This window comes from Thalassovita litoralis, from assembly GCF_900182725.1.
Classification (GTDB): Bacteria; Pseudomonadota; Alphaproteobacteria; order Rhodobacterales; family Rhodobacteraceae; genus Thalassobius; species Thalassobius litoralis.
Window position 1 is genome coordinate 103,371 of the sequence record NZ_FXTO01000007.1, and the last position, 26,624, is coordinate 129,994.

Here is a 26,624-nt window from a genome sequence, read left to right on the forward strand (position 1 = left end):
TTAACCTCCGTGCGGGGACAGGGCAAAGATCAACAGGCCAATCGCAATCCCGGCCAGTACCAGCGCCGCACCGATCCAGCGCGGAAACCGGGGCGGCGGGGCGGGGGCACCTATGCCCCCGATTGTGCCGTGGGCGGCATCGCTGCGGATCGGGGTCAGGTCCAGTTCCGGGGTGGGTTCCGCCCATGTCCCCAACCAGCGCAGCGGTGAATGCAGGCGCAGGGTTTGGGCCTTACCCCGGAACGCGGGCGATGAAATCAGCGCCACATGGCCCTTGATCTGATTCAGCGCGATCCGGTCGTCGCGCAGGTCTTCTGGGGCAATGTTATACGCCGCATTCAGATAGCCGGTCAGCCCCATGTCATCCAGTTGGTCGACCGGAAAGATTTCCACATAAGACGGGTTCAGATCGTAAAGCCCAAGCGCCGAGATCAGCGGCCAGCCTTCGCGTTCAAAATCCGCGAAATCCTCGATATCCTCGGGGGGCAGGTCCACGGCGAACAACCGGACAACGCCGGTTTCGCCTGTTGGAACCTCGATCCGGTCGCTCACGCCATAACCCCTTGTTCGGCGCGGCGTGATTGGCGCAGGTTGCGGGCCAGAAGGTCCATTGCGGCCATGCGGACGGCTACGCCCATTTCCACCTGTTCCTGAATCACGGAACGGTTGATGTCGTCGGCGATAGTGCCGTCGATTTCCACGCCGCGGTTCATCGGGCCGGGGTGCATGACGATGGCGTCATCCTTGGCGTGGGCCAGCTTTTCCGCATCCAGCCCGTAGCGGTGGTAATATTCGCGCTCGGACGGGATGAAACCGCCGTCCATCCGTTCTTTTTGCAGACGCAGCATCATCACCACGTCCACGTCTTTCAGGCCTTCGCGCATGTCGTGATAAACCTCGACCCCGAACTGGTCGATCTGGCTGGGCATCAGGGTGGGCGGCCCTACAAGGCGCACGCGGTTTTCCATCTTGCCCAGCAGGATCAGGTTCGACCGGGCCACGCGGCTGTGCGCAATATCACCGCAAATGGCGATGTTCAGCCGGTGCAGGCGGCCCTTGGCGCGGCGGATGGTCAGCGCGTCCAGCAGTGCCTGCGTGGGGTGTTCATGTTTGCCGTCGCCCGCGTTCAGCACGGCGCAGTTCACTTTTTGCGCCAGCAGGTCCACCGCGCCGGAATGCGGGTGGCGCACGACCAGCAAATCGGGGTGCATAGCGTTCAGGGTCAGCGCGGTATCAATCAGGGTTTCGCCCTTTTTGATCGAACTGGCTTGCATCGCCATATTCATCACATCCGCGCCCAGCCGCTTGCCCGCCAGTTCAAAACTGGCCTGTGTCCGGGTGGAGTTTTCAAAGAACATATTAATCTGGGTCAGCCCGGCCAGCGCATCGCCATGTTTCACGTCACGGCGGTTCAGATCAACATATTGGTCGGCCAGATCAAGGATCGCCGTGATCTCGGACGGGTGAAGGGGTTCAATCCCCAGAAGATGCTTTTGTCGGAAATCCATGATGCGCTCCTTCGGCCGAGGTGGTTTGCTTATAGAAAGCAGGGTCGCGCGGGGCAAGGTGGGGCGCTGGATCGGCTGCGGAAAAAGGTCCGGCATCGCAGCGATCTATTGCGGTTTCCCAATGCGTGATTTCCGCATAGATTTGGCGGCATGGAATCGGCCTATACCCCTGATCTGGATTATCATACCGCGCTGGCGCTGCTGGAATGGCAGGTCGAACTGGGCGCGGATGAAACGATTCTGGAAACCCCCGTCAATCGGTACGAGGTGCAGCCGGAAAAACCTGCGGCAGTTGCGGCAGTGCGTCCCGGAATACCGCCGCCCCCGGTGGCGCAGCCGAAAATTGACCCGGTACAGGTGGCCCGGCAGATGGCGGCGGGCGCGGGGGATCTGGTGGCGTTGCGGGGCGCGATGGCTGCATATGAGCATTGCGAGCTGAAGCGCGGGGCAAAATCGCTGGTATTCAGCGATGGCAACCCGGCGGCGCGGGTGATGATCATCGGCGAAGCGCCGGGCCGGGACGAGGACCGCGAAGGGCGGCCCTTTGTCGGGAAGGCCGGGCAATTGCTGGATCGGATGCTGGGCGCGATCGGGATGGACCGGCGCGCGGACGATCCGGTGCAGGCGGTGTATATCTCCAATGTGTTGCCGTGGCGGCCCCCGCAAAACCGCGATCCCAAACCCGAGGAAATTCAGATGTTGCTGCCATTCCTGCGGCGGCATGTGGAACTGGTGCAGCCCGATCTGGTGGTGCTGATGGGCAATATTTCCTGTCAGGCGGGGCTGGGCAAGCGGGGCATCACCCGGTTGCGTGGGCAATGGACCGAAGCCTATGGCAAGCCTGCGATCCCGATGTTTCACCCGGCGTATTTGCTGCGCTCCCCCCATGCCAAGCGCGAGGCTTGGGCGGATTTGCTAAGTCTGAAATCGCGGTTAGGGGGCTGATATGATCGTTGACCCGGTGGTTTTGCTGGCCTTTGTTCCGGCGGCTTTGGCGCTGAACCTGACGCCGGGGGCGGATATGATGTTCTGTCTTGGGCAAGGGTTGCGATCCGGGCCGGGGCCAGCGATTTCCGCCAGTGCCGGAATTTCGGCGGGCGCGTTTTTTCATGCGCTTGCGGCGGGTCTGGGACTAAGCGCCCTTGTGGCGGCGCTGCCGGGGGCGTTCGATGTGATCCGCTGGATCGGTGTTGGCTATCTGCTGTGGCTGGCGTGGCAATCTTTGCGTCAGGGGCCGCTGCGCGGTGATGTGCGGGGCGTATCCGTTGCCCGTGCGTTCCGCGAAGGGCTGTTGGTCAATCTGACCAACCCCAAGGTGATCCTGTTCGTGCTGGCCTTTGTGCCGCAATTCGTGGACCCGGCCCGCGCGGTGTTGCCGCAATTTCTGATCTACGGCGGTGTGTTGGCGCTGGGTGGGTTCGTGATCAACGGGCTGGTGGGAATTTTCGCCGGTGGGTTGGGGCGCAAACTGGCGCGGGATGCGGGATTTGCCACATGGCTGGGCCGCGTCAGTGCGGCTATTTTCGTGGCGCTGGCCGCCCGGCTGGCGCTGTTGCAAAGGGGATAAGCCATGACGCGGATCGACGAAACCAAGGAATTCATCCCGGTGCGGATCGCGGTGCTGACGGTATCGGACACGCGCGGGCTGGATCAGGATAAATCCGGACAGACGCTGGTGGATCGCATCACGGCGGCGGGACATATTCTGGCGGATCGCAAAATCATCCGGGACGAGCGCGACCAGATCGCCGCGCAGTTGCGCGACTGGATCGCCGATCCGGCGGTGGATGTGGTGATTTCCACGGGTGGCACCGGGTTGACGGGCCGCGATGTCACGGTCGAGGCGCATCGCGATGTCTATGAAAAGGAAATCGACGCCTTCGGCACAGTGTTCACCATCGTGTCCATGCAAAAGATCGGCACCAGCGCGGTACAAAGCCGCGCCACGGGGGGCGTTGCGGGCGGCACCTATCTGTTTGCGTTGCCCGGCAGCACGGGGGCGTGCAAGGACGCGTGGGACGAAATCCTGCAATACCAGTTGGATTATCGGCATCTTCCCTGCAACTTCGTGGAAATTTTTCCCCGACTGGAAGAACATAAACGACGGAAATAAGCCGCAGGTGCGTAACAGCCTTGTGGCTTGGCAAATTCTCACATGCCACTAGGTTAATGTGTCGGGCGGATTGGCCCGGTCTACAGGGGTGTTCGACGAATGCGATTTCTGCGCCAAAGCCTGACGGGGCTGTTTCTGGTAGCTGTCACATTGGGCCTGCTGGTCTATGCGGGGGCAATGGTGCGTGACGCGATCGAGGCGCGGATGTCCCGCGAAACCCGCGCGCCGCAGGTGCGCGAACGGGTGTTTGCCGTGAATGTGTTGACCGCGACCCCGGAAACCGTGGTGCCGGTGCTGAACGCGCATGGCGCGGTACAAAGCCGCCGGACATTGGAATTACGCGCGGCACAGCGCGGCACGGTGGTGGACCTAGCCGAGGGTTTCGAGGAAGGCGGGCAGGTGCGGGCGGGCGATGTTCTGGTGCGGATCGACCCCACCGAACCGCAAGCGGCGCTGGACCGCGCCAAGGCGAACCGGCTGGATGCAGAATTCGAGCAGCGGGACGCCGCGCGGGCGCTGGAGCTGGCGCAGGACGAACTGTCCGCGACCGAAGAACAGGCTGCGCTGCGCGAACGTGCATTCAAGCGCACACAAGATTTGGCCGCGCGGGGTGTGGCCACCGATGCGACGGTGGAAACGGCGGAATTGGCGGCCGCTTCGGCCCGGCAAACGGTGGTCTCGCGGCGGCAATCCGTGGCACAGGCCGAAGCACGGGTGAATCAGGCCGTGACCGCGCTGGAGCGTGCGGAAATCGCACTGGCCGAGGCGGAACGGGTGCTGGCTGATACGGTGATCCGGGCGGAATTCGATGGCACGCTTAGCAATGTGAACGTGGTTCAGGGCGGGCTGGTGTCCCAGAACGAGGTGCTGGCCGAACTGGTGGACGGGCAGGCGCTGGAAGTGGCGTTTCGCGTGTCGACCCCGCAATATGCGCGGTTGCTGGACGCAGAGGGGCAACCGCGCAAAGCCCCGGTTCAGGTGGTGCTGGATGTCTATGGCGAAAACCTGACGGCAACGGGAACGATCAGCCGCGACAGCGCCGCCGTGGGCGAAGGTCAGACCGGGCGCCTGATCTTTGCCGGGCTGGACAAGGCGCGGGGGCTGAAGCCGGGGGATTTCGTATCCGTCGCGGTGGATGAACCGGCGCTGGAACGGGTGGTGCGCCTGCCTGCAACGGCGCTGGACCCGGCGGGCCGGGTGCTGGTGCTGGGGGCCGAGGATCGGCTGGAAGCAATGGAGGTGCGCCTGCTGCGGCGGCAGGGCGATGATGTGCTGGTGCGCGCCCGTGGTCTGGCGGGGCGCGAGGTGGTGGCCCAACGCACCCCGCTGTTGGGCGGCGGCATCAAGGTGCGCCCGCTGCGCAGCACAGGTGCGGCCCAGCCCGAAGAACCCGAAATGCTGGAGCTAAGCGCGGAACGCCGGGCGCGGTTGCTGGCGTTCGTTGAAAACAACACGATGATGCCCACCGATGTCCGCACCCGTCTGATTGCGCGGCTGCAACAGGATAAAGTCCCCGCCGATATGGTGCAGCGGATTGAATCGCGGATGGGGGGCTAACCGATGGTGCGGCCCATTCCTTCGGCGGCGGGGGGTATCCTGTCCTATTTCACACGTCACCGGACAGCGGCAAACCTGTTGCTGGTCGTGCTTTTGGTGCTGGGGCTGGCCGCCGCCCCACGGATGCGGGCGCAGTTTTTTCCCGATGTGGTTACGGACGAAGTATCCGTTTCCGTGATCTGGGAAGGGGCCGGGGCCGAAGATGTGGATGCTGCGATTATCCAGCTTTTGGAACCGGCCTTGTTGGCGGTCGAAGGCGTGGAAAGCAGCGCAAGCACCAGCCGCGAAGGGCGGGGCGCGATCACGCTGGAATTTGAACCGGGCTGGGATATGGGCCGGGCTGCGGACGATGTGCAATCGGCGGTGGACGCGATTACCACCCTCCCGGAGGAGGCCGAAGACCCATCCGTGACGCGCGGGGCGTGGCGTGACAGGGTGACGGATGTGGTGATCACGGGGCCGGTTTCAGCAGAACAACTGGGCCTGTTCGCGGATGAATTTATCACGCGCCTGTTCGCGGTCGGGGTGACACGCACCACCATTCGGGGCGTTGCCGCCTCCGAGGTGCTGATCGAAGTTCCCAGCCTGAACCTGATGGCGCATGATGTCACCATCGCCCAGATTGCCGCCGCCATCGCCGAAGAAGTGAACGCAGACCCGGCGGGCGATGTGACCGGGGCGAATGCGCGCGTCCGCACCGGCGTGGAAAAACGCAGCGTCGATCAGATCGCGCAGATCGTGCTGCGCACGAATGACGATGGATCGGCCTTGACGGTGGGGGATGTGGCCACGGTCAGCCTGTTGGGGGCGGATCGCAACCGGGTGTATTTCGTGGGCGAAAACCCGGCGGTTTCTGTGCGGGTGGACCGTTCACAGGCCGGGGATGCGATCAAGATTCAGCGACAGGTCGAAGACGTGGCGCAGGACATGGAAGCCACCCTGCCGAAGGGCGTGGAAATTGATCTGATCCGCACTCGCGCCGAGGCTATTACCGCCCGTCTGAATATCCTGATGGAGAACGGTCTTCAGGGGTTGGTGCTGGTTTTGGTGTTGCTGTTCCTGTTCCTGAATGCCCGCACTGCGTTATGGGTGGCGGCGGGCATTCCGGTGTCGATGCTGACGGCTATTTCGCTGATGTATCTGGGCGGGCTGACGCTGAACATGATCAGCCTGTTTGGCCTGATTATCACGCTGGGTATCGTGGTGGATGACGCGATTGTGGTGGGTGAACATGCCGATCATCTGTCACGGCACGGTCATGGGCCGGTGGGCGCTGCGGAAACTGCGGCGCGGCGCATGGCCCTGCCGGTATTTTCAGCCACGTTGACCACCGTTATCGCGTTTTTCGGACTGACGGCCATTGGCGGGCGGTTCGGGGATATGATCGGGGACATACCCTTTACCGTGATTGCGGTGCTGGCGGCGTCCTTGGTGGAGTGTTTCCTGATCCTGCCGAACCACATGGCGCATGCGCTGACACATTCGGCAAAGCAGCATTGGTATGATTGGCCATCGCGCACTGTGAACAAGGGGTTTCGCTGGGTCCGTGACCGGCTGTTTCGGCCCTTTACGGCGCTGGTGGTCTGGGCGCGTTACCCGGTATTGGCGGCGGCGGTTCTGGTGCTGGCTTTTCAGGCGGCGCTGTTCATCCGGGGCGATGTGCAATGGCGGTTTTTCAACGCACCCGAACGCGGCAGCGTGACCGGAAATTTTGCCATGCTGCCGGGGGCCACGCGGGCGGACAGTCTGGCGATGATGCGCGAAATGCAACGCGCGACCGAGGAACTGGGCCGCGAATACGAACAGCGCCACGGCACCAACCCGCTGGATTATGTGATAGCCGAGGTGGGCGGAAACGCCGGGATGCCGCTACCGGGATCGGATACCAAGGACGAGGATCTGCTGGGCGGCATTTCCATCGAATTGATTGACGCGGATTTGCGCCCCTATTCCAGCTTTGCCTTTGTCGGGGAATTGCAGGACAAGGTGCGCCGTCACCCGATGGTGGAAACCGTCAGCTTCCGGGGGTGGCGGTCCGGTCCCGGCGGTGACGCGCTGGATGTGCAATTCTATGGCGCGTCGGCCGAGGTGCTGAAATCCGCCAGCGAGGCGTTGAAACAAGCCCTGTTGAGGTTCCCCGAAGTGTCGGGGGTCGAGGATAATCTGGCCTATGACAAGGACGAAATCATCCTTGAACTGACCTCGCAGGGGCAGGCCTTGGGCTTTACCATCGACGGGCTGGGCCGGGTGCTGCGCCATCGTTTGAACGGGCTAGAGGCCGCGACGTTCCCTGACGGGCCGCGCAGCGCGGCAATCCGGGTGGAGCTGCCGGAAAACGAACTGACCGCCGATTTTCTGGAACGGATGCAATTGCGCACGACGCGCGGGGATTATGTGCCGCTGGCGGATATCGTCAGTGTGAAAACCCGGTCGGGCTTTTCCACGGTGCGGCGGGAAAACGGGGTGCGCCTGATTGCCGTGACCGGCGATATATCCGAGGATGACCCCGCCCGTGCCGCACAGATCATGCAGGCATTGGAGACCGAAATCCTGCCCGCTATTGCCAGTGAAAAACAGGTCGAATGGCGGATGGGCGGGCTGTCCGAGCAAGAGGATCAATTCCTGAGCGAGGCATTAACCGGGCTGATCCTGTGCCTTGTCGGGATTTATCTGGTGCTGGCGTGGGTGTTCAGCAGTTGGACCCGGCCCATCGTGGTGATGGCGATCATCCCCTTTGGGCTGGTTGGCGCGGTCTGGGGGCATGTGGCGTGGGGCGTGCCGTTGTCGATGTTTTCTGTCGTTGGGCTGGTCGGGATGACGGGGATCATCATTAACGATTCCATCGTTCTGGTGACAACCATTGATGAATATGCCGCCGAACGCGGGTTGGTCCCATCCATCATCGACGGCACGGCAGACCGCTTGCGCCCGGTGATGCTGACGACGCTGACCACGGTTATGGGGCTGGCGCCGCTGCTGTATGAAACCTCGCAACAGGCGCAGTTTTTGCGACCCACGGTGATCACGCTGGTTTATGGGCTGGGCTTTGGCATGGTATTGGTGCTGCTGGTCGTGCCTGCGCTGGTGGCGATCCAGCATGATCTGGGGCGGCAGGTTACGGCGCTGCGCCGGTCGTGGCGGGTGCGGGGGCTGCGTCTGCCGGTGGGGCTGGCGTCCGTGGTGCTGCTGGGCTGGCTGGCGCTGTGTCTGGGGTGGCCGCTGGTCACGGGGGCGGCACATCCGCTGTTGGCCCCGTATCAGGAAGCGAATGCGATGGCGGGCGGTTTGGTGTTGTTTTTGGGCGGCAGCCTTGTGGCCGTTGTGGCGGTTTTTGTTATCGCGGCGCTGGTAAACGCCTTGCGGCATCGGACGGCGTGACGGCCCATTGCTTTGCGTGGCCCCAAACCGGGGCCACTGCGTTCGGTCGAAGAAGCAGATCAGCGCAGAACATGGACCGCGCATTTGGCATGGCGCACCACTTGCGCAGCGGTTGATCCAAGCAGCAAATCCTGCATTCCCGGCCGATGCGATGCGATGACAATGCATTCCACGCCATTTTCTTCGGCCCAGTCCACGATGGTACGGCCTGAATGGCCTTCGATCACCACGGCCTGCGCGTTGGGTAGATCGCGCCCCATATTCGCCAGTTCCTGTTCGATGGCCCCGCGCGATTCGGCCAGGTAATCCGTGGGCATATAGGAAATCGCGTAGCCGGGAATGTGTTCCATCACATGCATCAGCGTAATTTGTGCCCCGTCCGCAGAAAGCGCCTGTGCAATCTGGATGGCCCCTGCTGAGTTGCGGTCGCTGTCAAATGAAACTGGCACCAGAATTTTGTTGTACATAGCGTGTCCTCCTGTTCACCGGCGCAGTGTGCGCCGATTTCGGCCTTTGCGCCTTGATGCAGGTCATGCGGCGAGGAACTCATTGGGTATTGTATTCTGACTATGGAATATGTATATGGGTTGGGACGGCAGATTTGCCCACCCAACACCTGACCCGCCCGCACCCACGGGCCTGACAAAAAGGAAATTCCCCATGTCGATCGACCGCGCAATGTTCCGTTTCGCTGGCATCATGGTTTTGATCAGCGTCGTGCTGACACAGTTCGTTTCGCCTTATTTCATGTGGTTCACCGTGTTTATCGGTGCGAACCTGCTGCAATCTTCCTTTACCGGCTTCTGCCCGGCGGCGATGATCTTCAAGAAATTTGGCTGCAAATCGGGCTGCGCTTTTGAATAAGCCCCGGATTTAGGGCGTGTCGCATTCATGCGTCACGCTCTGATCGCTCGGCGTTATCACTCACGGATCGCCAAATGACAGGGCCGCGCAGGATGCGCGGCCTTTTTGTTGTGGGGATACATCGGGGAAATCAGGCGGGAATCGGTGTTCCGGCGTTTGTGCCGCCGGGGCCACCCCGACCACGGCCCAGCCGTGATAAAATAATCAGCGGCAGCATACAGCCGGGCGCACCCAGCGCCACAGCGAAATAGATCACAAAGGCCGCGCCCACGGACACCCCGAACCCAAGAAACCCAACAACCGCAGTCACGAAGCCAAGAACGCTGAACACCAGCAGGACGACAAGCGCCATAATCCAAGCCTCCATCTTGGTCCTATCCAACAGCGGATAAGTTAATACAACGTAAACGGGATAATATGGCCAGAATGAGGCAGGTTCGCCGCTTTTTCATGACCCCGCCCGTTGCGCTGGCCAAGGGGGCGGAAAACGGCCTGCGGGGGGGGCGCGATCACCGGAATCCCTTGCGCATGGGCAAGCAGGGCCAGAAGGATGAGGGCGATCAGACGGCGGACCATGGCGGGCTTCTTTTGCGGAGAGTAGCATGGATGCGGGCCGGCGCGAACCTGTACAATTGTGCGAACACTCACCGCTCTGCGTGGATTGACGCGTCTTGCTTTCCGAATACAATCCTCGCATGAAACGAAAAGCACCCATATTCCTCAGCGCGATACTGTTGATCACCTTAGTGTATCTAGGCGGTGGGGTGCCTGGCCTTGGTGGCCCCAACGTGTCATCCGGGTTCAAGACAGACGCGCAAACGCACGCGATTTCCGGCAATCGTATTGTGATCCAAGGGCACCACATGGTTTTTGAAGGGCTCGAATGTCCCGATCCCCAAACCGAAGCTGGTCGTGATGCCAAAGCACTTATGAACACATACCTGCGCACCAACATCTACTGTCGCATGACGAGTTGGGATAGCGCGATGTGGGTCGGCAGTTGCGAAGCCAATGGCAAGAGCGTTGCAGCTGGCATGAAGCAAACAGGCTTGTGCAAGTAAAAGGGCGACCACTTGGGCCGCCCTTCGGAGTTCATAGCTTCACGCTCAGCGCGTGAATTTCTTATGTTTGATCCGGGTCGGCTCCAGTGCGTTGGGACCAAGGCGGCGTTTTTTGTCTTCTTCGTAGTCTTCAAAGTTGCCCTCGAACCATTCCACATGGGCGTCGCCCTCGAACGCCAGAATGTGAGTACAAATCCGGTCAAGGAAGAAACGGTCGTGCGAGATGACCACGGCGCAGCCCGCGAAATCCACCAGCGCGTCTTCCAATGCACGCAGGGTTTCCACGTCCAGATCGTTGGTCGGTTCGTCAAGCAGCAGCACGTTCCCGCCCGAGCGCAGCAGGCGCGCCATGTGGACGCGGTTACGTTCCCCACCCGACAGCAGCGAGACTTTTTTCTGCTGGGTCGATCCCTTGAAGTTGAAGGCTGAACAATAGGCGCGGGCGTTTACCTCGGCGTCGCCCAGTTTGATGATGTCCTGCCCGTCAGCGATGGCTTCCCAGACGTTTTCATTGGGGTTCAGGTCATCGCGGGACTGATCCACATAGGACAGTTTCACCGTGTCGCCATATTCCACCGTGCCTTCGTCCGGCTGTTCCTGCCCGGTCAGCATACGGAACAGGGTGGTTTTACCCGCGCCGTTGGGACCGATCACACCGACGATGCCGCCCGGCGGCAGGCTGAAGGACAGACCTTCGATCAGTTGTTTGTCGCCAAGGTGTTTGGACAGGCCGTTGACCTCGATCACCTTGTTGCCAAGACGCGGGCCGTTGGGGATGACGATCTGGGCGCGGCCCACTTTTTCGCGTTCGGACGTGTTGGCCATTTCGTTATAGGCGTTGATACGGGCCTTTTGCTTGGCCTGACGGGCCTTCGGCGATTGCCGCATCCATTCCAATTCGCGTTCCAGCGTTTTCTGCTGGGCCTTGTCTTCGCGGGCTTCCTGTTCCAGCCGCTTGGCTTTTTGTTCCAGCCACGAGGAATAGTTGCCTTCGTAGGGGATGCCGCGACCGCGATCCAGTTCCAGAATCCAGCCGGTGATGTCATCCAGAAAATAACGGTCGTGGGTGACGCACAGGATGGTGCCCTTGTAGTCAATCAAGTGCTGTTGCAGCCACGCGATCGTTTCGGCGTCAAGGTGGTTGGTCGGTTCGTCAAGCAGCAGCATGTCGGGGGCTTCCAACAGCAGTTGGCACAGCGCGACGCGGCGTTTTTCACCACCCGACAGTTTGGTTACATCCGCATCATCGGGGGGGCAGCGCAATGCCTCCATCGCGACGTCGATCTGGCTGTCCAGATCCCACAGGTTCTGGCTGTCGATTTCGTCTTGCAACTGCGCCATTTCGTCAGCGGTTTCGTCGCTGTAGTTCATGGCCAGTTCGTTGTAGCGATCCAGAATATCCTTTTTCGCTTTTACACCCAGCATTACGTTCCCGCGCACGTCCAGCGACGGGTCCAGTTCGGGTTCCTGCGGCAGATAGCCAACCTTGGCGCCTTCGGCGTGCCATGCTTCGCCGCTGAAATCCTTGTCCAGACCGGCCATGATTTTCAGCAAGGTCGATTTACCGGCACCGTTGACACCAACCACACCGATTTTTACGCCGGGCAGGAAATTCAGGTGGATATTTTCAAAGCATTTCTTGCCGCCCGGATAGGTCTTGGAGACCCCGGACATATGATAAACGTACTGATAGGATGCCATGACGGACCTCGGGTTCGTGAATTCTGGTTGGGGCGTGTGATACCGGAGCGCGAGGGCGGGGGCAATCACTGTTGGGGCGAAACGCGAAAGCGTTCGACGGCAGGGCCAAAAATGGCACCGCCTGTCATAATAAACGGGATGTCGTTCAAGGCTGCCGGATGGGGTGCGGATACATCCCGAACCGTATCCGGCAGGCCTGTTTAGTTGTCCATTTTCAGCGCGGAAATGAACGCCTCTTGCGGGATGTCCACCTTGCCGAACTGGCGCATCTTTTTCTTACCGGCTTTTTGCTTGTCCAGCAGTTTGCGCTTCCGCGTCGCGTCGCCGCCATAACATTTGGCGGTCACGTCCTTGCGCAGTGCAGCCAGTGTTTCGCGGGCGATCACCTTGCCGCCGATGGCCGCCTGAATCGGGATTTTGAACATGTGGCGCGGGATCAGATCCTTGAGCTTTTCGCACATGGCGCGGCCACGCATTTCGGCCCGGTCGCGGTGAACCATCGTTGACAGCGCATCGACAGGTTCGTCGTTCACAAGGATCGACATCTTCACCAGATTATCCTGCCGGTAGCCGGTCAGTTGATAATCAAAGGACGCATAGCCCTTGGTCACGCTTTTCAGGCGGTCGTAGAAGTCGAACACAACCTCGTTCAGGGGCAGGTCATAGACCACCATCGCCCGCGTCCCGGCATAGGTCAGATCCATCTGAATGCCGCGCCGATCCTGACACAGTTTCAGAACGTCACCCAGATATTCATCTGGCACAAGGATCGTGGCCTTGATGCGCGGTTCTTCCAGATGGTCGACCTTGGACAGGTCGGGCATGTCGGCGGGGTTGTGCAGTTCGATCAGTTCACCGTCACGCATGTAGATGTGATAAATCACGCTGGGCGCGGTGGTGATCAGGTCGATGTTGTATTCGCGTTCGATCCGGTCGCGGATCACCTCCAGGTGCAGCAGGCCCAGGAAGCCGCAGCGGAAGCCAAAGCCCAACGCGGCCGAAGTTTCCATTTCAAAGCTAAAGGATGCGTCGTTAAGCGCCAGCTTTTCGATGGCGTCGCGCAAATCCTCGAATTCTGCCGAATCGACGGGGAACAGGCCGCAGAACACGACAGGCTGGGACGGCTTGAAGCCTGGCAGCGGTGTGTCTGCGCCTTTCTTTTCGTGCGTGATCGTGTCGCCAACGCGTGTATCGCGCACTTGTTTGATCGAGGCGGTGATGAATCCGATTTCACCCGGTCCCAATTCGTCCACGGGCTGCATGGCAGGGCGGAATACGCCGATCCGGTCCACCTGATGAATGGTGCCGTTCGACATGAATTTCACGCGGTCATTTTTCTTCAGCACGCCGTCCATGATGCGAACCAGAACGATCACACCCAAATAGGAATCGTACCACGAATCCACCAGCATCGCCTTCAGCGGCGCGGCGCGGTCGCCCTTGGGGGCGGGCAGGCGTTGAACGATGGCTTCCAGCGTTTCGGGGATGCCGATGCCGGATTTGGCGGAAACCAGCATCGCGTCGGATGCGTCGATGCCGATCACATCTTCGATCTGTTCCTTGACCCGTTCGGGTTCCGAGGCGGGCAGGTCGATTTTGTTCAGAACCGGCACGATTTCGTGGTTGGCGTCGATGGCCTGATACACGTTGGCCAGTGTTTGCGCCTCGACCCCTTGGGTGCTGTCGACCACCAGCAGCGATCCTTCGACGGCGCGCATGGACCGGCTGACTTCGTAGGCAAAGTCGACGTGGCCGGGCGTGTCGATCAGGTTCAGCACATAGGTTTCACCGTTTTGCGCGACATAGTCGATGCGGACGGTGTTGGCCTTGATGGTGATGCCCCGTTCCCGTTCGATGTCCATCGAGTCGAGCAACTGCTCTTTCATGTCACGTTCGGCCACGGTGTTCGTGGATTGAATCAGCCGGTCGGCCAGGGTGGATTTCCCGTGGTCGATATGGGCTACGATGGAAAAATTTCGGATATGGGCGAGGTCTGTCATGGCCAGCGATATGATGTGGAATCAAGCGCCGGTCAATGGGTCAGTTGCGGGCGCGACCCCGTATAACAGGGGGAATGGGGCGTTTTGTGCTGCCGGGGCGCGGCAAAGGCACAAAGGGACGCAATAACGCCCCTGCGGTATGCGGTGGGGCGGGTCAGTCGAAATCGAAAATTTCGCTCAGGAAGCTTTTGCGCTTCTTATACTTGGGCTTGCGATATTCGCCTTCGTAATAGCCACGATCGTCATAAGGGCGTTCGGCGCGGTAATCGGGCTGTGGGGCCGCCGGTTGCGGCGCTTGGTTGGCGCTGCGTTCGATGATCTTGTCCAATTCGCCCCGGTCCAGCCAGACGCCCCGACATTGCGGGCAATAGTCGATTTCGACCCCGGCGCGTTCGGTCATCACCAGTTGGGTTCCATCAATCGGGCATTGCATCGGTGCGGTGTCCTTTTGTTTCTGTCTGTTACCAAACAGATGTGGGCATCGTCCGTAGGCAGAACAAGGGTAGGGGGCAGAACAAGGGCTGGTCGTTTTGGCGCTTTGAAAATTTGGAGGATTTTAAATGGTGCTGCTGGACAGGATTGAACTGTCGACCTCTCCCTTACCAAGGGAGTGCTCTACCACTGAGCTACAGCAGCGCCGTTTTCCGTGTCGTCCAGTGTGTCCCGTCCGACCGTGGAGCGCTGATTAGCCGTAAATGAATCGGTGTGCAACCCCAATCTGGACGCTTTTTTCACCCTAATGTAAGAGAGGGTCATGGAGCAGAAAACACCCGGCAAAAAACAACCGAAAAACGCCACCTCGCGCGAGGATCGGTTGAAGGCAGCGCTGAAGGCCAATATGGCCCGGCGCAAGGCTCAGGCGCGCGCCCGTGCGACTGTGGAAGACACCCAAGACAGCAAGGACAAGGGGCAGGACTGATGGATTCGATTATTGTGACGGGGAACGGCCCGCTGAACGGCTCGATCCCGATTGCCGGGGCTAAGAACGCCTGTCTGACGCTGATGCCTGCAACGCTGCTGTCGGATGAACCGCTGACGCTGACCAATGCACCGCGCCTGTCGGACATCCGCACCATGACCACGCTGCTGCAATCGCTGGGGGCCGAAGTTACCTCGATGCAGGGCGGTAAAGTGCTGGCCATGTCCAGCCATGATTTGAATAACCTGACCGCCGATTATGACATCGTGCGGAAAATGCGGGCCTCGATTCTGGTGCTGGGGCCGATGCTGGCGCGGATGGGGCAGGCGGTTGTCTCGCTTCCGGGGGGCTGCGCGATTGGCGCCCGTCCGGTTGATCTGCACCTGAAGGCGCTGGAAGCGATGGGGGCGGAACTGGAACTGCGCGACGGGTATGTTCACGCCAAGGCCCCGGCGGGCGGACTAAAAGGCGGCGTGGTCGAATTTCCTTTTGCCTCGGTCGGGGCGACGGAAAACGCGCTGATGGCTGCCACGCTGGCCAAAGGCACCACAGTGTTGAAAAACGCGGCGCGAGAGCCGGAGATCGTGGACCTGGCCGATTGTCTGCGTAAGATGGGCGCACAGATTGATGGCGACGGCACCAGCACCATTACCGTGCAGGGTGTGGATCGTCTGGGCGGGGCAACGCACCCCGTCGTGACGGACCGCATTGAACTGGGGACATATATGCTGGCCCCGGCGATCTGCGGCGGCGAGGTGTTGCTGGAAGGCGGTCGGATCGACCTGTTGAATGCCTTTGTCGAAAAGCTGGACGCGGCGGGCGTGAACGTCACGGAAACCCCGGCGGGTCTGGTGGTCTGCAATCGCGGCGACCGGGTGAAAGCGGTGGATGTGGTCACGGAACCGTTCCCCGGCTTCCCTACCGATTTGCAGGCGCAGATGATGGCGCTGCTGTGTACCGCTGACGGGGTTTCGGTGCTGGAAGAAAAGATTTTCGAGAATCGCTTCATGCACGCCCCCGAACTGACCCGCATGGGCGCAAAGATTGACGTACACGGCGGCACGGCTAAGGTGACAGGGGTTGAACGGCTGAAAGGTGCGCCGGTGATGGCAACGGATTTGCGGGCCTCGGTTTCGCTGATTCTGGCCGGTCTGGCCGCCGAAGGGGAAACCATCGTGAACCGGGTTTACCATCTGGACCGTGGGTATGAACGGGTCGAGGAAAAGCTGGGCAACGTTGGGGCCAAAATCGAACGGGTGAAGGGCAAATGACCGAAGATGCACGGTTCGAGGATGGACGCGAAGCCCCGCTGAATCTGGGGGCGCTGGATGCCGAGGATTTGGGGGTCTTGTCCGCCTTGGTGCAGGATGCCGTTTTCCCGGCTGCGGAAATGCGCTGGCTGCCTAAGGAGCGCAGATTCGCGCTGTTGCTGAATCGTTTCCGTTGGGAAGATGACGGGCGCACACGCCACGGCGCCGAACGGGTGCAGGCGGTGCTGGTGTTTGAAAACGTGCAAAAGGTTTCATCGCAGGGTGTGTCACGAGCAGAGCCGGATATGATTCTGTCGCTTTTGTCAGTGGACTGGCACCCGGCAGAGGCACCGGGCGGCGCGATCGAACTGATTTTGGCTGGGGATGGCGCGATCCGCTTGCAGGTCGAGGCGCTGGAGGTGGTGCTAAAGGATGTCACCCGCCCGTATCGTGCGCCATCGGGGCATGTGCCGGATCACGCGTGATCTGATTGATTTCGCAGCGTGGCCTGTTGTTAGGGACAGGGAAGGGGGCTTTGCCCCTGCCGTCGTGAACGACGGCCCCCCAGAGTATTTGGAATCAGAAAGAACAGCGGCATGTCTTGAGGACGGGACGCGGGGCGGCTATGTCGGAGTGACGACCCTGGAGGGACCATGCCTGTATTCCTGAACGCATCCGATACCGATTTTGAAACCGCCTTTGTGGCCCTGTTGGGGGCAAAGCGCGAAGATAGTCCCGATGTGGATGATGTCGTGGCCGGGATCATCGCGGATGTGCGGGCGCGGGGCGATGCGGCAGTGCTGGAGCTGACGGCGAAATTCGACCGGATGGAGCTGAGCGCCGATCAGTTGCGGTTTTCCGAGGCAGAGATTGACGCGCTGGTGGCGCAGGTGCCGGAGGCTGAACGCGCGGCGCTGGAACTGGCGGCCGAGCGGATCCGGGCCTATCACGAAAAACAAATGCCCGAGGATGCCCAGTGGACGGATGACCACGGCGCGATGCTGGGTTGGCGCTGGACGCCGGTTTCGGCGGCGGGGCTGTATGTGCCGGGCGGATTGGCGTCTTATCCATCCTCGGTTCTGATGAATGCGATTCCGGCCAAGGTGGCCGGGGTGGAGCGGCTGGCCATCGTGGTGCCAACGCCAGATGGCGTGGCCAATCCGTTGGTTTTGCTGGCGGCGCGGCTGGCCGGGGTGGACGAGGTCTATCGTATCGGCGGGGCGCAGGCGGTGGCGGCGCTGGCCTATGGCACCGAAACCATCGCGCCGGTGGATAAGATCACCGGGCCGGGCAATGCCTTTGTGGCGGCGGCCAAGCGGCGGGTGTTTGGTAAGGTCGGGATCGACATGATTGCCGGGCCGTCGGAAATTCTGGTGATTGCAGATAAACAGGCCGATCCCGATTGGATCGCGCTGGATATGCTGAGCCAGGCCGAACATGACGAAAGCGCACAGGCGATTCTGATCACGGACGATGCCGATATGGCGCAATCGGTGGTGGCCGCGGTCGAGCGGCATCTGAATGTGCTGGAGCGCCGCGCGATTGCCGGGGCAAGCTGGCGGGATTTCGGCGCGGTGATCGTGGTGTCCGATCTGGCGCAGGCGGCGGAGCTGTCCAACCGTGTCGCGCCCGAACATCTGGAGCTATGTGTTGCCGATCCCGATGTACTGGCCGAACGGATCACCCATGCCGGGGCGATTTTCCTGGGCAACTGGACGCCCGAGGCGATTGGCGATTACGTTGGCGGGCCGAACCATGTGCTGCCAACGGCGCGTTCTGCCCGTTTTTCGTCGGGTCTGAGCGTGATGGACTTTGTGAAACGCACCACATTGGCGAAAATGACGCCTGCGGCGCTGCGTGCCATTGGACCTGCGGCGGAAACGCTGGCAATCTCGGAAAGTCTGGAGGCGCATGGATTATCCGTGCGCGCCCGGTTGAACCACCTGAACGACTGAGGACCACCTATGTCCCATATCAGCCATATCGAATTGGATGATCGCAACCTGCCGCCGCCCACGCCTGAGATCGAACAGGAACGGCGCGTGGCGATGTTTGACCTGCTCGAGGAAAACTCGTTCGACCTGCCCAAGCGTGATGATCGTCTGGTGCCGGAAGGCCCCTATCGTGTCGGGCTGTCGATCCGGGAAAAACGGCTGGTTTTCGACATCCAGACCGAGGCCGAGGAGAAGGCGGCGGAGTTCCACCTGAGCCTGTCGCCGTTCCGGCAGGTGGTCAAAGATTACTGGGCGATTTGCGAAAGCTATTTCGACGCGGTGAAAAACCTGCCGCCCAGCCAAATCGAAACCATCGACATGGCCCGGCGCGGCATTCACAACGAAGGCGCCCGCATTTTGCAAGAGCGTCTGGAAGGCAAGGCCGTGGTGGATACCGATACCGCCCGCCGATTATTTACTCTGATCTGCGTGTTGCATTTCGGAGGGTAGGCGGCGTGGTCGAAATTTTACCCCAGTCTGTTTTGTTTTGTTGTGATCACAATTCTGTCCGTTCGCCGATGGCCGAAGGGATTATGAAAAAGTTTTACGGAACCGGCACCTATGTGCAGTCCGTTGGGGTTAAGGGCGATCTGGAAATCGACGGGTTTGCCATTGCCGTTTGTCAGGAACTGGGGGTGGAACTGTCCCGGCACCGGGCGCGCAGTTTTGAACAGTTGGAACAATGGGGCGATGCGCTGTCGTCGTTCGATCTGGTTGTGGCATTGACCCCGACCAGCCGGGACATGGCCTGTGAACTGACCCGCGTGTTTCATCTGGAGGTCGAGTACTGGCCGATTATTGATCCCTCGGGGCAGGGGGAAACACGCGAGGCGAAGCTGGCGGCCTATCGTCAGGCCCGTGACCAGATTGTTGAAAACCTGATCACCCGCTGGGGTCCGCCATTGGAGGCAAAATGAATCAGACGATCCGTGACTATTTCGACGCGTTCAACGCGGGCGATACCGATGCCATGCTGGCCTGTCTGGCCGATGACGTGGCGCATCATGTGAACGAAGGTAAAATTCGCGTCGGCAAGGACGCATTCGCGGAATTTTGCGCCCATATGACCCGCAGCTACAAAGAAAATCTGACCGATATGGTGATTTTCGAGGCCGAAAGCGGTACTCGTGCGGCGGCGGAATATATCGTCAACGGGACTTATCTGGCGACCGATCCGGGCCTGCCCGAGGCGCATGGCCAAACCTATCGTCTGCCTGCCGGGTCGTTCTTTTCCTTGAAAGACGGGAAAATCGCGCGGGTCGTGACCTATTATAACCTTGCGGACTGGATCGCGCAGGTTTCGGAATGATCCGGGTCGAGGCGCTGACCGGCGCCGCGCTGGATGCGGCCTTGGATGATGTGGCGCGTTTGCGGATCGCGGTGTTTCGGGCGTGGCCTTATTTATATGATGGTGATCTGGAATACGAACGCGGCTATCTGGACAGCTACCGCACCAGCCCCGGCGCGGTTGTGGTTGGCGCGTTTGATGGTGATAGGCTGATCGGGGCGGCCACCGGCACCCCGATGGAAGATCACGCCGCAGATTTTGCCGCTGCTTTCGATGATACGGGCGAGGATCTGACGCAGATTTTCTACTGTGCGGAATCTGTGCTGTTACCGGAGTATCGCGGGCAGGGGATTGGGCATCGGTTCTTTGATCTGCGCGAATCTCATGCGCGGGCCTTGGGGCGGGGGAAATCGGCGTTTTGCGGGGTGATCCGCCCGGCTGACCACCCGGCGCGTCCGGTGGATTATTTGCCGCTGGACGGGTTTTGGCGCAAACGCGGCTATCGCCCGCTGGCGGGCGCTGTGGCGCAATTTAACTGGAAGGACGTGGGGCAGGCGGAAAGCACCGCAAAGCCCCTGCAATTCTGGATTCGCAATTTGGCTGACTAATCCCCGGATCAGGGGGCACCTTGGACATGAGCATTTGAGGCAAGATGAAAGGGCAGGGCATGAAAGTCGCAACTGCTGCATATCCGCTGGATTGGTTCCGCGATTGGGCGGCCTATGAGGCAAAGATGCGGTCTTGGGTGGCCGAAGCGGCAGGGCAGGGGGCTGACCTGCTGGTCTTTCCCGAATATGGCGCGATGGAGCTTGCCTCGCTCGCGGGGGGCGATGTGGCGGCGGATTTGCAAGGGTCCATCGCTGCGGTGTCGGATCGGGTGGCGCAATCCAATGCGGTTTTGGCCGGTCTGGCGCAGGAATTCGGCGTTTATATTCTGGGCGGGTCCGCGCCTGTGGCCGATGCGGGGCAGGTGGTGAACCGCGCCCCGTTTTTTGCCCCAAATGGTGGGCAGGATCATCAGGACAAACAAATCATGACCCGCTTTGAGCGCGAGGATTGGGGCGTTTCCGGTGGCGGGCCGCTGAAGCTGTTTCAGACAAAGCTGGGTAAGATCGGGGTTCTGATCTGCTATGACAGTGAATTTCCCCTGTTGGCGCGTGCGCTGGTCGAAGCCGGGGCCGAACTGATCCTGATCCCGTCCTGCACCGAGGCGCTGGAGGGATACTGGCGTGTGCGTATCGGCGCATTGGCCCGCGCACTGGAGGGTCAATGCGTTACCGTGATGGCGTCACTGGTGGGTGATCGCCCTGAAATTTTTGCGGTCGAGGAAAACACCGGCATGGGGGGCGTGTTTGGTCCGCCGGATATGGGATTTCCGCCCGATGCTGTCATGGCCGAAGGTGTGTTGAACCAGCCCGGCTGGACCTATGCCGATGTGGATATGAATGCCATTCGCGCTGTCCGTGTCGATGGGCATGTTTTGAACATGACCCACTGGCAGGAACAGCCCGAACGGGTGAAAACACAGCCTGTTTCAGTGGGGTTGTAGGATTCCCCTTGAAAATCTGGCAGAATAGGCCCATTTAACGCCCGTCCCGCATTTGGGGCGGGATTCAGTAGACAGGAGAGACCATGGCCAAGGAAGACATTCTCGAATTCCCCGGTGTCGTGAAGGAACTTCTGCCGAATGCGACGTTTCGGGTCGAGCTTGAGAATGGCCATGAGATCATCGCACACACGGCAGGTAAGATGCGTAAAAACCGCATCCGTGTTCTGGCAGGCGACCGGGTTCAGGTTGAAATGACCCCTTACGATCTGACCAAGGGTCGTATCAACTATCGCTTTAAATAACGTGCGCCTGATCCTGGGATCGGGTAGCCCGCGCCGCAAGGAATTGCTGGCGCAGATCGGGGTTGTGGCGGATGATATCCGCCCGCCCGATATTGATGAAACCCCTTTGAAAAGCGAATTGCCGCGCCCCTATTGCGCGCGCATGGCCCGCGAAAAGGTGCAGGCCGTTCCCGCAGATGCCGGGGATGTGGTGCTGTGCGCGGATACCACTGTGGCCTTGGGGCGGCGGATCATGGGCAAACCTGCCAATGCGGGCGAAGCGGCGGAATTTCTGCTGGCCATGTCCGGGCGGCGGCACAAGGTTATCACTGCCGTGGCCGTGCGTCGGGGGGATTGCGTTTGGGAACGCGATGTTGTGACCGATGTGAAAATGAAACGCCTGTCGGACGAAGAACTGAACGCCTATCTGGCCACGAATGATTGGCAGGGCAAGGCGGGCGGGTATGGCATCCAAGGCCCAGCCGGGGCGCTGATTCCGTGGATTTCGGGATCGTTCACCGCTGTTGTCGGTTTGCCGCTGGCAGAAACCGCCGGGCTGTTGCAGGCCGCAGGCTACCCGCTATGGAGGCAGGGATGAAAGGCCGTCAGATCGTTCTGGATCACATTCAGGGGCGCGAAGCTGCGGCCCTTCTGGTGGACGGCCGGTTAGAGGATTTGCTGATCGACACCGATCAGCCGCGTGTGGGGACAATTTATCGCGCGGTTGCGGATCGTCCGATGAAGGGGCAGGGCGGATTGTTCCTGACCACCCCGGATGGCACCGCTTTTTTGCGGCAGGTGAAGGGCATCGCGCCGGGCGATAAGCTGTTGGTGCAGGTCACGGGCTATGCCGAACCCGGCAAGGCAATCCCTGTCACTGCCCGCATTCTGTTCAAAAGCCGCTACGCGATCGTCACGCCGGGCGCACCGGGGTTGAACATCAGCCGCCGGATCAAGGACGATGATTTGCGCGATGAACTGACAGTCATCGCCAAAAATGTGTTCGCAGGGGACGACAGCGGCCTGATCCTGCGGTCCTCTTGTGAAGGGGCCGACCCCGAGGACATCGCCGAAGACATCGCGGCAATGGTCGATCTGGCCACCGCCGTGATGGCGGATACCGAAGGCGATATTGAAAAGCTGACCGATGGCGACAGCCCACATGATATGGCATGGCGCGAATGGTCCGAACCGGCGGATGTGGTGACAGAACCGGGCGGGTTTGAAACCCACGGTGTTCTGGAACATATTGACGCTTTGCAATCGCCGCATGTGTCGCTGTCCGGCGGGGCTTCGATGTATGTGGAGCCGACACGGGCGCTGGTTGCGGTGGATGTGAATACGGGGCGTGATACCTCGCCTGCGGCGGCGCTGAAGGCCAATATCGCGGCGGCCCGCGATTTGCCGCGCCAGTTGCGGCTGCGTGGTCTGGGCGGGCAAATCACGATGGATCTGGCTCCGATGCCGAAAAAGGACCGGCGCACCTTTGAATTGTCGCTGAAGGCGGCATTCCGTGCGGATACGATTGAAACCATTCTGGCGGGCTGGACCCCGCTGGGCGCGTTTGAATTGCAGCGCAAACGGGACCGGCTTCCGCTGCCCGAGGTTCTGGGATGAGCTGCCCAATCTGCAACAAGCCCGTGGATCAGAAATTCCGTCCTTTCTGTTCCAAACGCTGCGCCGATGTTGATCTGGCGAAATGGCTGGGCGGCGATTATGCCGTCCCGTCCCGCGACCCGGAAGACATTGAAAAAGCCATCGAAGCCACCGAAGACGCCCTGCGCAAGCTGCACTAAGACGTGATGCAGCGCCTTGGCACAAGCCAAGCCCGCGGTTTCCCACCCGAATAGGTCGAAACAGCCCTTATGGGCTGTTGGCCGCCGACAGAGGAGCAGGCGGCCCTTTGACGCAAGGGGAGGGACCGCGCATGGATCATCCATCATATCACGCACAACAGACGCCGGATAAAATTGCCTATCAGATGGCAGGGTCCGGCAAGACGCTGACCTATGGTGAACTGGATCGGATTTCCAATCAGGGGGCGCAGGGGTTGCGTCATCTGGGAATCGGGCCGGGTGGCAGTATTGCATTGCTGATGGAAAATCGGCTGGAATTTATGGAAATTTGCTGGTCCGCGCATCGGGCGGGCGTGTTTTACACGGCGATCAGCCGCTATCTGCAACCGGACGAAATTTCCTATATCGTGCAGGATTGCGGCGCGAAGGTTCTGATTATTTCCGGCAAATACGCCGATCAGGTGCCTGCGCTGAAATCTGCGCTGGGGGATGTGGCGATTTATTGCGTGGATGCCCCGCCCGAGGGCTGCGCCGATTGGCAGGCCTTGCTGACCCAAATGCCCGCCACCCCAATCGCGGATCAATATGCCGGGGCGGACGTGTTGTATTCGTCGGGAACGACCGGGCGACCCAAGGGGATTACGCGCGTTTTTGCGGATAATCCGATTGATTACATGATGCCTTTGCTGAACCTGCTGGCCGTACAGATGTGCGGCATCGGGGCGGACAGCACATATCTATCCCCCGCGCCGTTGTATCACGCGGCACCTTTGCGGTTCGTCATGACGGCGGCGCAGGTGGGGGCAACCGTGATCATCATGGAAAAATTCGACCCCGAAACCTTCCTTGCCCTGATTGAAAAGCACCACGTTACCCATACGCAGCTTGTCCCCACCATGTTCGTGCGGATGCTGAAATTGCCGGATGCGGTGCGTTTGAAATACGATATTTCCTCGCTTCAGGCTGCGGTTCATGCGGCGGCGCCCTGTCCGGTGGAAATCAAACGCCAGATGATCGACTGGTGGGGGCCGATCCTGATCGAATATTACGCCGGGTCCGAGGCTAACGGCGTCACGCTTGCCACCAGTCAGGAATGGCTGGAACACCCTGGCAGCGTGGGTAAATCCCTGATGGGACCGATCCGCATTCTGGACGAAGACCGTCAGGAATTACCGCAGGGCCGTATCGGCGCGGTATATTTCGACAGCGGGATTTCGTTCAACTATCGCAACGACCCGGAAAAAACCGCCTCTGCCTTTGTGCGCGAAGGGGTGTCGACGCTGGGGGACGTGGGATATCTGGATGCGGATGGCTATTTGTTCCTGACGGATCGGGCGGCCTATACCATCATTTCCGGCGGCGTGAACATCTATCCGCAGGAAACCGAGGATATGCTGGTCTGCCATCCCGCTGTGTCTGACGTGGCCGTTTTCGGCGTCCCAAACGAAGATCTGGGTGAAGAGGTCAAAGCCGTCGTGCAACTGGAAGACCCCGCGCAAGCAGGCCCAGATATGGAGGCGGACCTGATCGCCTATGTGCGCGAACGTCTGTCCCACATCAAAGCCCCACGCAGCATTGATTTCCGGCAGGATATGCCGCGAACCGAAACCGGCAAGCTGATGAAGCGCCTGCTGAAAGATGAATATTGGCCGTAAAATCAGACAGGGGCGGCCCCTTTAACCGCCCCTGATCCCTCAGGGGGCGTTTCCCCCTGTCAGCCGGTTTGCTGTCGCGTAGATTAATCGCTTTTATTGCATTGAAATATATGCGTTTTCCATTGTCGGGCAGGCGGCAAAGCTGCCGCTTCTCGATTGCAAGGTTATCGGGCGGGGATCACGTTTTTTGGGGTGCCTGTCATTAGAACCAACGGCGTGAAATTTTTTTCGCAGATTTTTCACAAATCCCTCTGGACACCCCCGTATCTCTCGCCTAGAACGCCTCCACCCGAACGCAAGACGTTCACCCATGCCCGGGTAGCTCAGGGGTAGAGCAGTGGATTGAAAATCCTCGTGTCGGTGGTTCGATTCCGCCCCCGGGCACCATTTTAATCAAGAATATGCAATAAAATCAGCCTGTTAGGCATTCCGTTGTTTTCTCAGTCCCCCTAATAGTCCCCCTTTGGGTCGTCGGTAGGCGTGAAAATTCAGGAATCCAACCGACAACAAGGCACAACATCTAGGCGCAGCATCCCGCCCCCGCGAATCTGGCAGGCTGGGGAATTGTCGTGCGCTGGGCTGGTGCTTTTTATAGAGGGTCGAAAAACCCGGATCGGCGAACGGGAAGGTTTATCGGGGACATAACGCGCGGGGCGTGGGGGGTGTCTGGCGGTAGCGGAAAACGTGACTGGGGGGCACCTATATACCTTCGCAGGCGTGTCCCTGCCAGAAGGCATAACCGTGGTGGTTATACCCCATCCCCCGCGCGGGCGCGTATCTCTCCGCAAATACAGCAAAGGCCCATGCCGCCTATCCCGTAAAACATCAAAACGAGTAACACCCTATTACGTACAGAAAGAACGGGAATGTTACGTTTTGTTAGGTTCTTTACGGCAAAAGGGGCCTGTCACAGATCGGACACGGGGCCGCGCAGCAGGCCGCACAGTAGCGATAGGGTGGTTTCTATGCCCTCACCCACTGCAAGGGCGTGTTGGCCCTCACTGAGTCGTACAGCGCCCCCGGCGGTTGCCCCCAGCATGGCCTTGTCCGGGGTCACAGCCGCCTTGCCGTTGCCATCGTGGCGTAGATAGGTGCGGTGAACCGCGAACCGTTCGGCCCCATCCACGCGGGCCAGCATCGCCGGAAAGCGTTGCGCCGTGGGGTGCCATGCTTCGGGATGGAAGCGCAGGCTATCGGGTGGGGCGCAGGTTATGCCCCGATTGCGAAGATAGGTTTCTGCAATGGTCCCTCGGATCGGCTGGGCTTCGTTCCACAGGGTCAGGGCTTGGCGCTCTTTGCGTTCGGCTTGGGCCTTGGCCTGTGCTTCGCGCTGGGCAATCACAGCCGGGTCCGGGGGTGTGTAGTCCCCCGCCCGGATGCCTGCGGCGGTCAGAATATCCGTGAAACTGCATCCTGATTTTTTGCAGTTCAGCAGCAAGCGCCCATCCGGGCTATCGGCTAGCGTCAAGGCGTTCTGTGTCTGGCGTCCTTCGGGTTGGCAGATCGGGCAGGGGGCCACGCCATAGCGGCCATGCCATGCGCCCCCTATGCTTTGGGTGATTTGTCTGGCGTCCGTCATGCGCTGCCCTCCAAGCCTGCGCAGGCGCGAAGGGATTGGCCGTGCCGATCAGCGTGTAGATGGCGGCGGCGCGATGTCCGCCGCGCTCTGATCCGGCGAAGAGCCAGGATTTCCGGCCGAGGGCCACACCG

At 60.4% G+C, this 26,624-nt stretch carries 29 protein-coding genes and 2 tRNA genes; 22 read left to right on the top strand and 9 right to left on the bottom strand.

Annotated features, from left to right (window positions below; genetic code table 11):
• Both FN828_RS08095 and FN828_RS08100 read right to left on the bottom strand, forming a co-directional pair.
• Positions 1-552, bottom strand: coding sequence for a hypothetical protein (locus tag FN828_RS08095; RefSeq protein WP_142492902.1), 552 nt, complete (start codon positions 550-552; stop codon positions 1-3).
• Positions 549-1,508 (bottom strand): aspartate carbamoyltransferase catalytic subunit, encoded by a 960-nt coding sequence (locus FN828_RS08100; RefSeq protein WP_142492903.1) that lies wholly within the window; start codon positions 1,506-1,508, stop codon positions 549-551. The genes FN828_RS08095 and FN828_RS08100 overlap by 4 nt, the downstream gene beginning before the upstream one ends.
• 150 nt (positions 1,509-1,658) lie before the next feature.
• Here FN828_RS08100 and FN828_RS08105 point away from each other — a divergent pair, with 150 nt between their 5' ends.
• The 5 genes from FN828_RS08105 (at position 1,659) to FN828_RS08125 (ending at position 8,556) form a co-directional block, all read left to right on the top strand.
• Positions 1,659-2,453, top strand: coding sequence for a uracil-DNA glycosylase (locus FN828_RS08105; RefSeq protein WP_142492904.1), 795 nt, complete (start codon positions 1,659-1,661; stop codon positions 2,451-2,453).
• A 1-nt stretch (position 2,454) separates the two neighbouring features.
• Positions 2,455-3,075 carry a LysE family translocator gene (locus tag FN828_RS08110; protein ID WP_142492905.1) on the top strand — a complete coding sequence of 207 codons (621 nt, stop codon included), beginning with the start codon at positions 2,455-2,457 and terminating at the stop codon, positions 3,073-3,075.
• 3 nt (positions 3,076-3,078) lie between these two features.
• Positions 3,079-3,621, top strand: a complete 543-nt coding sequence (gene moaB, locus FN828_RS08115) for a molybdenum cofactor biosynthesis protein B (protein ID WP_142492906.1) — start codon at positions 3,079-3,081, stop codon at positions 3,619-3,621.
• 99 nt (positions 3,622-3,720) lie between these two features.
• The gene (locus tag FN828_RS08120; protein ID WP_142492907.1) at positions 3,721-5,178 is read left to right on the top strand and encodes an efflux RND transporter periplasmic adaptor subunit; all 1,458 of its coding nucleotides are present in this window, start codon (positions 3,721-3,723) and stop codon (positions 5,176-5,178) included.
• Positions 5,179-5,181: 3 nt separating this feature from the next.
• Positions 5,182-8,556 (top strand): efflux RND transporter permease subunit, encoded by a 3,375-nt coding sequence (locus FN828_RS08125; RefSeq protein WP_142492908.1) that lies wholly within the window; start codon positions 5,182-5,184, stop codon positions 8,554-8,556.
• A gap of 59 nt (positions 8,557-8,615) precedes the next feature.
• On the opposite strand, the gene FN828_RS08130 is transcribed toward FN828_RS08125, so the two are convergent.
• Complete coding sequence (locus FN828_RS08130; protein WP_142492909.1) at positions 8,616-9,023, bottom strand: universal stress protein; 408 nt, start codon at positions 9,021-9,023, stop codon at positions 8,616-8,618.
• 193 nt (positions 9,024-9,216) lie between these two features.
• Between FN828_RS08130 and FN828_RS08135 the strand changes: the two genes are divergently transcribed.
• The gene (locus FN828_RS08135) at positions 9,217-9,420 is read left to right on the top strand and encodes a YgaP family membrane protein (protein WP_142492910.1); all 204 of its coding nucleotides are present in this window, start codon (positions 9,217-9,219) and stop codon (positions 9,418-9,420) included.
• Between the two features lie 130 nt (positions 9,421-9,550).
• Here the strand turns inward: FN828_RS08135 and FN828_RS08140 are convergent, their stop codons facing one another.
• Positions 9,551-9,772, bottom strand: a complete 222-nt coding sequence (locus FN828_RS08140) for a hypothetical protein (RefSeq protein WP_142492911.1) — start codon at positions 9,770-9,772, stop codon at positions 9,551-9,553.
• A gap of 343 nt (positions 9,773-10,115) precedes the next feature.
• Here FN828_RS08140 and FN828_RS08145 point away from each other — a divergent pair, with 343 nt between their 5' ends.
• Complete coding sequence (locus FN828_RS08145) at positions 10,116-10,481, top strand: hypothetical protein (protein WP_142492912.1); 366 nt, start codon at positions 10,116-10,118, stop codon at positions 10,479-10,481.
• A gap of 45 nt (positions 10,482-10,526) precedes the next feature.
• Here the strand turns inward: FN828_RS08145 and ettA are convergent, their stop codons facing one another.
• The 4 genes from ettA to FN828_RS08165 form a co-directional block, all read right to left on the bottom strand.
• Entirely contained in the window at positions 10,527-12,182 is a 1,656-nt protein-coding gene (gene ettA, locus FN828_RS08150) for an energy-dependent translational throttle protein EttA (protein ID WP_142492913.1), read from the bottom strand.
• A gap of 200 nt (positions 12,183-12,382) precedes the next feature.
• Entirely contained in the window at positions 12,383-14,182 is a 1,800-nt protein-coding gene (gene lepA / locus FN828_RS08155) for a translation elongation factor 4 (RefSeq protein WP_142492914.1), read from the bottom strand.
• A gap of 154 nt (positions 14,183-14,336) precedes the next feature.
• Positions 14,337-14,615 carry a TFIIB-type zinc ribbon-containing protein gene (locus FN828_RS08160; RefSeq protein WP_142492915.1) on the bottom strand — a complete coding sequence of 93 codons (279 nt, stop codon included), beginning with the start codon at positions 14,613-14,615 and terminating at the stop codon, positions 14,337-14,339.
• A 128-nt stretch (positions 14,616-14,743) separates the two neighbouring features.
• Positions 14,744-14,818 (bottom strand) — tRNA-Thr (locus tag FN828_RS08165).
• A 118-nt stretch (positions 14,819-14,936) separates the two neighbouring features.
• Here FN828_RS08165 and FN828_RS20485 point away from each other — a divergent pair.
• The 15 genes from FN828_RS20485 (at position 14,937) to FN828_RS08235 (ending at position 25,301) form a co-directional block, all read left to right on the top strand.
• Entirely contained in the window at positions 14,937-15,101 is a 165-nt protein-coding gene (locus FN828_RS20485) for a hypothetical protein (RefSeq protein WP_185958970.1), read from the top strand.
• A complete protein-coding gene (gene murA, locus FN828_RS08170) occupies positions 15,101-16,372 on the top strand; it encodes a UDP-N-acetylglucosamine 1-carboxyvinyltransferase (RefSeq protein ID WP_142492916.1) in 1,272 nt (423 codons plus the stop codon). The genes FN828_RS20485 and murA overlap by 1 nt, the downstream gene beginning before the upstream one ends.
• Entirely contained in the window at positions 16,369-16,836 is a 468-nt protein-coding gene (locus FN828_RS08175; protein ID WP_142492917.1) for a DUF2948 family protein, read from the top strand. Before murA ends, FN828_RS08175 begins: the two co-directional genes overlap by 4 nt.
• A gap of 168 nt (positions 16,837-17,004) precedes the next feature.
• Entirely contained in the window at positions 17,005-18,306 is a 1,302-nt protein-coding gene (hisD, locus tag FN828_RS08180) for a histidinol dehydrogenase (RefSeq protein WP_142492918.1), read from the top strand.
• Between the two features lie 9 nt (positions 18,307-18,315).
• The gene (locus tag FN828_RS08185; protein ID WP_142492919.1) at positions 18,316-18,795 is read left to right on the top strand and encodes a UPF0262 family protein; all 480 of its coding nucleotides are present in this window, start codon (positions 18,316-18,318) and stop codon (positions 18,793-18,795) included.
• A gap of 5 nt (positions 18,796-18,800) precedes the next feature.
• Positions 18,801-19,262, top strand: a complete 462-nt coding sequence (locus FN828_RS08190; RefSeq protein WP_142492920.1) for an arsenate-mycothiol transferase ArsC — start codon at positions 18,801-18,803, stop codon at positions 19,260-19,262.
• Positions 19,259-19,654 carry a ketosteroid isomerase-related protein gene (locus FN828_RS08195; RefSeq protein ID WP_142492921.1) on the top strand — a complete coding sequence of 132 codons (396 nt, stop codon included), beginning with the start codon at positions 19,259-19,261 and terminating at the stop codon, positions 19,652-19,654. Before FN828_RS08190 ends, FN828_RS08195 begins: the two co-directional genes overlap by 4 nt.
• Entirely contained in the window at positions 19,651-20,241 is a 591-nt protein-coding gene (locus tag FN828_RS08200) for a GNAT family N-acetyltransferase (protein ID WP_142492922.1), read from the top strand. The genes FN828_RS08195 and FN828_RS08200 overlap by 4 nt, the downstream gene beginning before the upstream one ends.
• 59 nt (positions 20,242-20,300) lie before the next feature.
• Positions 20,301-21,182 (top strand): carbon-nitrogen hydrolase family protein, encoded by an 882-nt coding sequence (locus FN828_RS08205; RefSeq protein WP_142492923.1) that lies wholly within the window; start codon positions 20,301-20,303, stop codon positions 21,180-21,182.
• A gap of 83 nt (positions 21,183-21,265) precedes the next feature.
• The gene (infA, locus tag FN828_RS08210; protein ID WP_007792573.1) at positions 21,266-21,484 is read left to right on the top strand and encodes a translation initiation factor IF-1; all 219 of its coding nucleotides are present in this window, start codon (positions 21,266-21,268) and stop codon (positions 21,482-21,484) included.
• A gap of 1 nt (position 21,485) precedes the next feature.
• Positions 21,486-22,061 (top strand): Maf family protein, encoded by a 576-nt coding sequence (locus tag FN828_RS08215; RefSeq protein ID WP_142492924.1) that lies wholly within the window; start codon positions 21,486-21,488, stop codon positions 22,059-22,061.
• Positions 22,058-23,080: a ribonuclease E/G gene (locus FN828_RS08220; protein ID WP_142492925.1), complete on the top strand. Its 1,023-nt coding sequence runs from the start codon at positions 22,058-22,060 to the stop codon at positions 23,078-23,080. Before FN828_RS08215 ends, FN828_RS08220 begins: the two co-directional genes overlap by 4 nt.
• On the top strand, positions 23,077-23,259 hold the full coding sequence (locus tag FN828_RS08225) for a DNA gyrase inhibitor YacG (protein ID WP_142492926.1): 183 nt from the start codon (positions 23,077-23,079) through the stop codon (positions 23,257-23,259). The genes FN828_RS08220 and FN828_RS08225 overlap by 4 nt, the downstream gene beginning before the upstream one ends.
• 131 nt (positions 23,260-23,390) lie before the next feature.
• The gene (locus tag FN828_RS08230) at positions 23,391-24,914 is read left to right on the top strand and encodes an acyl-CoA synthetase (RefSeq protein ID WP_142492927.1); all 1,524 of its coding nucleotides are present in this window, start codon (positions 23,391-23,393) and stop codon (positions 24,912-24,914) included.
• Between the two features lie 312 nt (positions 24,915-25,226).
• Positions 25,227-25,301, top strand: a tRNA-Phe gene (locus tag FN828_RS08235).
• A gap of 520 nt (positions 25,302-25,821) precedes the next feature.
• On the opposite strand, the gene FN828_RS08240 is transcribed toward FN828_RS08235, so the two are convergent.
• Positions 25,822-26,493 carry a DUF7146 domain-containing protein gene (locus tag FN828_RS08240; protein ID WP_185958972.1) on the bottom strand — a complete coding sequence of 224 codons (672 nt, stop codon included), beginning with the start codon at positions 26,491-26,493 and terminating at the stop codon, positions 25,822-25,824.
• Positions 26,494-26,624 lie beyond the last annotated feature (131 nt).